Consider the following 8,374-nt stretch of genomic DNA (forward strand, 5'->3'; position numbering starts at 1 on the left):
TCCTCATGCGCCGGCGAAGATGCCGGCGGAACCGCGGATGGGCTTGCTGTACTGCTCGGCCATCACCATGGGGTCGATCACGTCGGGCCGGGCCTTGTACTGCAGCTTGACGCGGGCGATGGGGTAGTTGCCGGCGAACTTGAGATAGCCGGTCAGGTTGGGCAGAAGGTGGATCTCTGCAGGCGACACGACACGCTCGGTGTCTTGCCTGGTGCCGGTGGTGCCGCGCGAGCCGCCTCGGCCGCCGACCGAAACGCTGTCGTTGCGCCGAATCACCGTCTGTTCGCCCAGGCCGCGGCTGAATTCCTCCGCCGTGTAGGTGTCCATCTCGGCGACACCGAACAGGGCAACCGACCGCAGCGAATTGCGCAGCGTGAGGGCGTCGTCGTCGCCATAGGTTCGCCGCAGCTGCGCCAGGCTCTGGATGCCGGCCAGGATGCGCAGCCCTTTCTTGCGCCCCTTCGTGGCCGCGTCCACAAGGTAGTTCAGCTTCTCCAGCGAGTCCAGTTCGTCCAGGATCAGGTGCAGGCCGCGGTCACGGTCGTCGCTCATGGACAGCACGGCCGCGCAGATCACGTCCGTCCAGCAGGAAATCAGCGGCTTGAGTGCCTGCAGCTGGTCCTGCCGCCAGGTCACCCAAACGTTGCCCTCGCTGTTCTCGATGAAGTCCCGGAAGGAGAAGCTGCCCGAGGCCAGGTATTTGTGGGGTGTCACGTACTGCGTCAGCACCACGCGGATGGACGCCAGGGTTTCCTCGGCGCCGTGGAAGCAGCCCTCCGCCGGCGTGCCGGCCAGCAGCGTCTGCAGGTCGCGGTTGCTCGCAGAAGTCAGCCAATGCACCAGCCTGTCGGTGGAAAGCTCGTTGTTCCGGATGAGCACATGCAGCGTTTCGGAAACGATGGTCCGGGCCATGGAGTTCCATGATTCCTGCTCCGTCGATGGGCTGCGCGGGATCATGCTGATGGCGTACTGCTCGCAATCGAAAGATGAGCGGATCTCGTTGAACACCGACCAGCCCTGCCCGCGCGCGTCGAAGGGGTTGAGGATCACGTCGCCGGGCCGGAAGAAGTGCCGCATGAAACCGCCGTCCGGGTCGATGCAAATGGTTCGTTCGCCGCGCTCCTGCTCGCTTTCGATGTACTCGGCAATGCACTGGCTTTTACCCGTTCCGGTGGAGCCGCCCGCCAGAAAATGCGTGCTCTCCACGTCCCGCGGCACCGGCGTGTCCATGAACCTCAATTGCCCGCTTCCGCTTTTGGTCCTTGAGCGCAGCGCGTACTGGTTTTCCATGCGCGGACCGCGCAAATGGCGCATATATTCTGCGCCGCCGAATTTCGTCGTCCATCGAATGGCCCCGTAGATGAACAAGACCACCCCCAGCATTAGTCCTATGAACGGCCCGACCCATAAAACCGGATTGGAGGGCGTGGCCAGGATTCCAAACCAGACGCCCTTGATGATCATGGACTTGGGAACCCGGTAGTACAGCAGAAAACCGGCTATCCACCCTGCCAAAACCAGAAGCAAGGTGGTAACCACCAGCCATCCTCGCAGGGCGTCGTCTGGAGTTCTATTCGCCCGTGCCATATCAACCTTCCTGTTTCAGGTAGTTGATGACGGCATCGGAATTGAATATCTCATCCAGTTCGGCACGGGCATTCACATTGACCGATCGGTACATCAGAAGGAAGAGCGCGGCCACCATGCTGAGCTGCGTGTCGGGATCGGCTGCGCGCTGCATGTCGACGATTTCCTGCTGCTGCGCCCTGATCTCTTCGAGCTGCTGGGCGATGCCAGACAAGTGCCCGGCTTGGCCATCCTGATTGGCCAGGAACTGCAGGAAGACCTCCTTGGCCAGCATGTTGAGGTTCCGCGCCGGGGAACGCTCCAGGGCCTCGAACGCCCTCTCTGAATCCTGCGCCGAGAGCTTGAACTGAACGAGTCGGGACATGCACCTTCCTTTTTATCGGTATACCTGGAAAACCGCATGAAATATAGACTCATGCGCTGTTAGTACACCTAACCACGCCTCCAGTATACCCAACATATCCAATCACGACAACGCTTTACACCTGGCACCTGTGGTGCGTATGGTGTGTAGAACCCTGGCGCGCCAGGGTTGCGACCCGGCATCGCCGGGTCGCGGGCGTCTGAGGGCAGCGCGAAGCGCCGGGGAATGCAGCAAGGGCGCGAAAAGTGCGGGCCAGGTCGAGTGCCAGGCTCGTCTGGCGCGCTCGGTTTCCTCTGCGACGCTTAGATCAGGCACCGAGGCCAGTTCAGGGGCACCGGCTGTTCCAGCCCGCACCTTCATTGGTGCGGGCTGTGGCAAGCGAAGCGCGTCAGGCCGTAGGCGTCCCCCTGTGTGCAAGGCAGGTGCGCAGCGTGGGTATGTGCGCAAGCCGGGGCCCAGCGACGCCGTAGGGCGTCGCTGGGCAGGCTTGTGCATATATATCCATGCGGAGCCCTGGCTTGTGCACAGGCGGCTCAGGCGCGCCGGTCGATCTCGCTCATGTGGGCCAGGGGTCTGGGGCGTGGCCCTGGAACGCCCCAGCAGCGGCCTCCAGCACCTCACTGCCGGTCGTTTGGAGCACCCCCTTCGCCCTCCCCCGCGTGAGTTGCCTGGAAGGCCGCGCAGCGGTCGCCGAAGGCGATGAGCGATAGCGAAACCTGCAAGGGAACGACCCCCGAAGGGGGGCACGCCCAGTCTTCCAGAGCATATTCCGAGCATTTCCAGAGCACTTTTCAGGACTGGACTCTAACTCATGGACTACAATCAGAGCGTTTTCTTAGCATTTCCAGAGCAAAAGTGATCGATACAGGCGAATCCACCTCGGCCCTCGGCCGTGTCCGCGCAGCTGTGGCCGGAGCCGTCGAACTGGGCCTGAAGAAGAAGGCCGCGATCCTGGCCAAGGCGCTGCACCAGATCAATGCGGCTAGACAGGATGGGTTCTCCCATGCCCAGATCCACGTGGCGATCACCTCCGGTGGTCTGGATCTGACGCCCGCCTACTACGAGAACCTGTACGCGCGCGAGATGCGCAAGCATCACGCGCGCCTGGCGGCCAGACCTCCAGTTTCGCAACCAGCGCCTGGGGGCCTGTCGCCACTGATTTTCGGAAAGCTGGAGAAAAGACCCGTCGAATTGAAAATGTCCGAATCGGATGCAACGGCAAAACCCGGTTTCACCTCGGCGTCTGATGAATTACGCCGCGCACGCGCTGTCAGCCGCCAGGATTTCAGCAAACTTATCAAACGCAAGAACAAACCATGAACATTGCACTCATCAATCTGTCCGGTAACGTCGGCAAGAGCACACTGGCCGTTCATCTTTTCGCAGCAATGCGGCCTGGCGCCAAAATCATTTCTGTCGAGTCGGTCAATTCCTCCGACGCCGATACGATTCAAGGCATCGAAGTCGAGGAAATCGAGGCCTCCAGCTTTCGAGAAATATTCCGTGAGCTGATGATGGCCGAAGGCGACGTGATTCTCGATGTGGGCGCGTCCAACGTCACCCGGTTCATGGCGGAAATGAAGAAATTCAAAAGCGCCGTTCACGAGATCGATTTGATCGTCGTGCCCGTGGTGCCCCAGGAAAAGCAGCAGCGCGACACGATCTCCACGCTGGAATGGCTCGCCGAGCGCGGGTTTGACCCCAAGCGCATTCGGGTCGTCTTCAACCAGTTCGCCAATGATGGCGTGTCCCTGGTCGACGCCTACAGCCAGATCTACGGCTACCTCGAATCCACCGGCAACCGGGCCGCCTACAAGCCCGAGGCCGTGGTCGTCAGCAACGAGCTGTACGACCGCGTGAAGGGTTCGGGCAAGACCATCCGCGAACTGGCCGAGGACAAGACCGATTGGCGCGCGAAGCGCACCGAGGCCCGCGCAGCGGGCGATCTTTCGGGCATGGAAGAGGCGGTGGACGGCCAGATGAACAAGGACCTGGCGCAAACCGCGCAGGAGAATCTGGCCGAAGTCTGGAAGATCATCGGCATCGGCAAGAAATGAACGCGCCGACCACCGCCCGCGACGCGGCCGTCAAGGTCTTGATGGCCGACTTCGCCGACCTGCTGGAGCGGCTGGAGCGGGCGCAGCGGGAACACGGCGAGTTGCAGGACACGCAGCGCCTGTGCCACACCGAGCTGGATGCGGATCTGGAGCAGCTGGGCGGCCTGGTGCAGGGCGTGCGCGCCGACCTGGCCAAGGCCGGCGAAGCCGGCCGCGGCATGGTGGCGGCCGCGCAGCGGCTGGAGAATGCCGCCGCCCGCATCGAGGCGGGTGCTGTCGGCGCCGCCCGGCGCCCGGGCGGCCCGCCGCCCAGGGCGGGCAGGCGTTTCGGCGGCCTGGCCGTGCTGCTCGTCGTGGTGTTGATCTGCGTCTCGGGATGGGCAGCCTACGCCACTACGCGCCTGGTGCAGCAGCGCACCGCCGTGCAGGTCGGCACTGCCACGCTGAAAGCGTGGCCCGCGCTCGATGCAGGCGCCAAGCGCGCGATCCAGGCGGCTGGCTCGCAGTAGCGGACTGGCGGGCCGCGCAAGCGCCCGTCAGTTCGTCGCCGCGGCCGCAGGACGCGGCGCGCGGTGACGGCCAGCGCAAGCGGCCGCCACCGCGCCGGCCGCCCGCCGGCCAGGGCGCGCCTGCCTTACTGCTCGTCCTGCAGCCGCCCGGTGCGCGCCATGTTCAGCAGCATCAGCAGATAGTGCGCGGTCAAAGGGCCGCGCCATTCCTGCTGCCAGTACTGCAGGAACCATGCGCGCTGCGCTTCGGGCAGTGCCCGAAGCTCGCGCCGCCCTCTCCGCCACTGCTCGGCCGCGCGATCCCTGTCGCGCCGGAACGCGCGCGTCCATTGCGTGCTGCGCTGGGCCATCACCTCTGCCGCGCTGGGCTGTTCGGCCGCGATCTGCTCGGCGAACAAGGGCAGCGCCTCGCGCTCGGCGCGCTGGCGGCGCGCCAGGGCCGACAGCTTGCGCGGCGTCACTTCATAGGGCCGGTAGGCCTCGAAACGGTGGAACCTCATGGCTTGCGGCTCGTTCCCTGGCGATCACGCAAAGAGCGCCGCCTGTCGCCCGTCATCGTGTGCCGCCGCGTGCTGGCTCCGCACGGCCCGCGCGGTCGTGGACTTCGGCGGATGCGCTTCGCGGTAGGCCTGGGCTTCTTCAAACTCGCACAGCACCACTTCACACAGTGGCGCCACGTCGTGCCAGTCGTTGCGGTAGAAACTGGTATCCACCCCGCAGCCGGCGGCCATTTCAATGCCGGTCTGCTCGTACAACTCGCTGATGGCATCGCTTCGCGTGACGGTGTAGTGCGGCGCGCCGCTGAGGCGAAAGGGTGCGCTGCTCTGGGGAACGATGAAAGCGCCCCGCCCGGCCATGTCGGCGGCCATGTCCATCACGTGATATTCAAAGCTCGCGCCGGTGTAGCGCGCGCCCTGCCGGGCCGAGCGCGCGGCACTGCGCCCGAATGGCGGGTTTGATATGGCGAGGTCGAACCATCCAAGATCAGGCAGCGCGAACACGTCGCCGCAGATCCATTGCGCCTGCGGCAGGATCTTGCGTCCGACTTCGACATAGGCCGGGTTCACCTCCACGCAAACCATCTCCCCCGCACGGCCATCGAGGTCCAGCCAGAAGCCCAGGCCGCCGATGCCCGCGCACAGATCGATCACGCGCCGCCCGCCGCCCGCATCGATGGCGAAGTCGCGGGCCAGTCCGCTCGGCGTGAAGTGCGCGCCGATCGCGCCGTTCATGTGCTCCGCGCCTTCGTGCCAGTTCTCCAGCACGAAGATTTTCTCGTCGATGGACAGCGCATCCTTCTGCAGAATCTTGCAGGCCTCGGCATGCGCCTTGCGCTGGGCTTTCGTCAGTTTGGCCATAATCTTGCCTCTGCATGCTGTCTTAACATGCCTGTATTTTAACCTGTTATACACCTGATAATGCACCTTTTAATGTGCCAGTGTGTAACGGTATTGGGTATGGGCGAAGCCCATGTCACCGGTCAATCGCGCACGTGCCCAGCGCCCAGGGCGCAGCGCCCATTCGCGCCCCAAGCTGGCCCAGGGCGCGGCCTCGTTGGTCGTCGCTGAGGGCTCCCGAAGCCGTCGCACGCCACCGCCGCCCGAGCGCGTGGCGCGGCCTTGGCTGGCACACAACCTGCCTCGCGCCCTGATGAACAAGATGCCCGCCGGATCACCTGCAGGCGCATGTCCTGGGCGCAGCATTCGCCCGCGTTTCTCATCGAGAAACGCGCTCGTCTTGTGGGTGTCCGGCGCCTGTGGCGCCGCTGGCCAGGTTCTCGGCGCGCAGCGCGGCACGCCAGCCGCATTCCCCAGGCCTGGGCGGCCTGGGTGTGGTGCCGGTAGCGGCTATTCCTTCGTCTCGATGAGCCACCACGTGGAACGCGGCAAGGCGCGGCCCGTGATGGGGTGGATGTCGGTGAGGTCGGCGCAGGCCGACCAGCCCGGGGGCGGACGGTAGCCGCGCACATCGCCCTCGCCGTGCCACCGGCGAGCGCGCACCGTGCCGGGTGCATAGGTCGCCGCCATGCGTGGGCGGTCCGTGCCGTTCATCGTCCACCCCCGCAACCCTGCACGCCATGCAGGGCGTCCAGAATGGAATGCAGCCGCTGTGCCAGTTCACCCCGGCTGCGCCGATCTGCTGCCGTCATCGTCCCGCCCTGGTGGGCAAGAACGTTGGTCAGGATCGCGTGCGCGTCCCCTGCCGCGTCGATCAGTTCGACCAGGGCGCCGGCACCGGTGGCGACCTGCGCGGCGGCATCCAGCATGGGCGCATCCACAAGGCTTTCGCCTTGCTGCTCGCCCGCGTGGATGCGCTTCAAGGCCTGAAGCGTGTTCATCCTGCCGCCTCCTGGGTCTCTGCGGCCTGGGGCGGCTGCACGATCTTGGCATCTGTGAGGAATACGGACACCAGGGAGCCGCCGCGCACCACCGTGCGCACGCGATGGCGTCCATGCTCCTTCGATTCGGTCCGGTCTTGCAGTTCGGGCCTGAAGAATCCGGCCTGCCGCGCGCCCTGGCCGGCCTCGCGCGTGCCCTTGTAGTCGGCATGGGTGCGCTTCCATTCGGCCTGGGTCATCTCCACGGCGCCGGGATGCGGGTAGTTGGCCAATGGCGGTTTCTTCGTGATGGCCCGCACGGCGGCGGCCCGCTCCGCGCTCGGCGCCTTGTAGTCGCGCACCTCCTCGATGCCCTTCACTCGGACAAAGCGGCAATCCGTCGTCACGCTGACGATGCGGCCCTCCTTGCGGTTGACGCGGACCACGTTCAGCCATTCGCCGCGCACCTGCACCTGTCCGCCCGGCTGAATGTCGAACTGATCGGCCGCGATGCCGCCATCCTCGGCGAGCATGGCGCGCTCGTAGGCGAGGCGGTTTTCGTAATGGGCGATCCAGCGCCGGGAATGCTCCAGGCCTCGGGCGTAGAGCCGGATCGCCGCGGCGGCCACGTCCTCCACGTTCCACGGGTTTTCGGAGCGCGTCAACAGGGTATAGGCTGAGGTGCCCCATTGCTCCCCGCGTTCCTTCACCGAGAAATAACCGCGGTCGGCCAGCGTCTTCGCTCTTTCAAGGTCGAGACCTTCGGCGGCCCACAGCTGGCCCAGTTCCTGCGCCTCGGCCTCGTTCTTCCTGGCCTTGCGCAGGTCGGCCTCGATGCCCTTGATGCGGCGATGCCGCACGTCCGGGCGCTCCTTGTACTGCGCGTGCTGCTTCGCCGCTGCGGCCCGGCGCTCCCAGTATTCGCTCGTGTCCCACAGCTTCACCGCCTTTCGGATGCCGTCACCGATGCGCTGCGCATCCTTGCGCGCCCTGCGCTCGCTGTGGTGCCCGACGAGGATCGGCTGGCCAAAGGGGATGCCATCCGAAATGCTCTTGACCTTGGCGCGCACCGCGTCGGCCTCCTGGCTGCGGCGCTCGCTGTAGCCGTCGAAGCGGTCGGCCCGGTCCTCGGCGCGCTCCATGAGCGTGCGGTCTTCGTCGTCCACCTCGCCGCACCATTTCAGCATCAGGTTTTCGCGGGCCGGCGTCCACATCGGGGCCACGAAAAGCTCCTGGCGGGGTGCCCACGAAAACCCCGCGTCCTTGGCGCGCTGATAATCCTCCTTGGACAGTCGCGCGAACGGGTAGAACCGAAGTTTGTTGTCTTCCGGGCTGTAGGTGGCCGTCCCGAGGTAATCCGGCGCCTGCGCCTGGGCGTCCGTCTCGGGTGCATCGATCGCGCATTGTTCAGGTGAAGCCATGATGATTTTCCTTATGACCGGCACCGCTTGATTGCTGCACCGTACCTGTATTTTAACCTGTTATACACCTGATAATGCACCTTTTAATGTGCCAGTGTGTAACGGTATTGGGTATGGGC

The 8,374-nt window shown here is 65.0% G+C and carries 10 protein-coding genes; 3 read left to right on the forward strand and 7 right to left on the reverse strand.

What is annotated here, in order from left to right; genetic code table 11:
* Nucleotides 1–3 precede the first annotated feature (3 nt).
* Both ACX12L_RS21565 and ACX12L_RS21570 read right to left on the reverse strand, forming a co-directional pair.
* A complete protein-coding gene (locus ACX12L_RS21565; RefSeq protein WP_268740354.1) occupies nt 4–1,230 on the reverse strand; it encodes a type IV secretion system DNA-binding domain-containing protein in 1,227 nt (408 codons plus the stop codon).
* A 358-nt stretch (nt 1,231–1,588) separates the two neighbouring features.
* The gene (locus ACX12L_RS21570; protein ID WP_231698565.1) at nt 1,589–1,951 is read right to left on the reverse strand and encodes a hypothetical protein; all 363 of its coding nucleotides are present in this window, start codon (nt 1,949–1,951) and stop codon (nt 1,589–1,591) included.
* Between the two features lie 699 nt (nt 1,952–2,650).
* Here ACX12L_RS21570 and ACX12L_RS21575 point away from each other — a divergent pair.
* The 3 genes from ACX12L_RS21575 to ACX12L_RS21585 are packed head-to-tail and all read left to right on the forward strand — an operon-like array spanning nt 2,651 to nt 4,517.
* Nucleotides 2,651–3,271, forward strand: coding sequence for a hypothetical protein (locus tag ACX12L_RS21575; RefSeq protein ID WP_231698566.1), 621 nt, complete (start codon nt 2,651–2,653; stop codon nt 3,269–3,271).
* Nucleotides 3,268–4,008, forward strand: coding sequence for a StbB family protein (stbB, locus tag ACX12L_RS21580; protein ID WP_231698567.1), 741 nt, complete (start codon nt 3,268–3,270; stop codon nt 4,006–4,008). The genes ACX12L_RS21575 and stbB overlap by 4 nt, the downstream gene beginning before the upstream one ends.
* Complete coding sequence (locus tag ACX12L_RS21585; RefSeq protein ID WP_231698568.1) at nt 4,005–4,517, forward strand: hypothetical protein; 513 nt, start codon at nt 4,005–4,007, stop codon at nt 4,515–4,517. Before stbB ends, ACX12L_RS21585 begins: the two co-directional genes overlap by 4 nt.
* A 125-nt stretch (nt 4,518–4,642) precedes the next feature.
* On the opposite strand, the gene ACX12L_RS21590 is transcribed toward ACX12L_RS21585, so the two are convergent.
* The 5 genes from ACX12L_RS21590 to ACX12L_RS21610 form a co-directional block, all read right to left on the reverse strand.
* On the reverse strand, nt 4,643–5,017 hold the full coding sequence (locus ACX12L_RS21590; RefSeq protein ID WP_231698569.1) for a hypothetical protein: 375 nt from the start codon (nt 5,015–5,017) through the stop codon (nt 4,643–4,645).
* 24 nt (nt 5,018–5,041) lie between these two features.
* Entirely contained in the window at nt 5,042–5,875 is an 834-nt protein-coding gene (locus ACX12L_RS21595) for a methyltransferase (protein ID WP_231698570.1), read from the reverse strand.
* A 489-nt stretch (nt 5,876–6,364) separates the two neighbouring features.
* Nucleotides 6,365–6,568, reverse strand: a complete 204-nt coding sequence (locus tag ACX12L_RS21600; protein WP_231698572.1) for a hypothetical protein — start codon at nt 6,566–6,568, stop codon at nt 6,365–6,367.
* Entirely contained in the window at nt 6,565–6,855 is a 291-nt protein-coding gene (locus ACX12L_RS21605) for a hypothetical protein (protein ID WP_231698573.1), read from the reverse strand. The genes ACX12L_RS21600 and ACX12L_RS21605 overlap by 4 nt, the downstream gene beginning before the upstream one ends.
* The gene (locus ACX12L_RS21610; RefSeq protein ID WP_231698574.1) at nt 6,852–8,255 is read right to left on the reverse strand and encodes a DUF3560 domain-containing protein; all 1,404 of its coding nucleotides are present in this window, start codon (nt 8,253–8,255) and stop codon (nt 6,852–6,854) included. Before ACX12L_RS21610 ends, ACX12L_RS21605 begins: the two co-directional genes overlap by 4 nt.
* Nucleotides 8,256–8,374 lie beyond the last annotated feature (119 nt).

Source organism: Alicycliphilus sp. T452 (assembly GCF_054512775.1).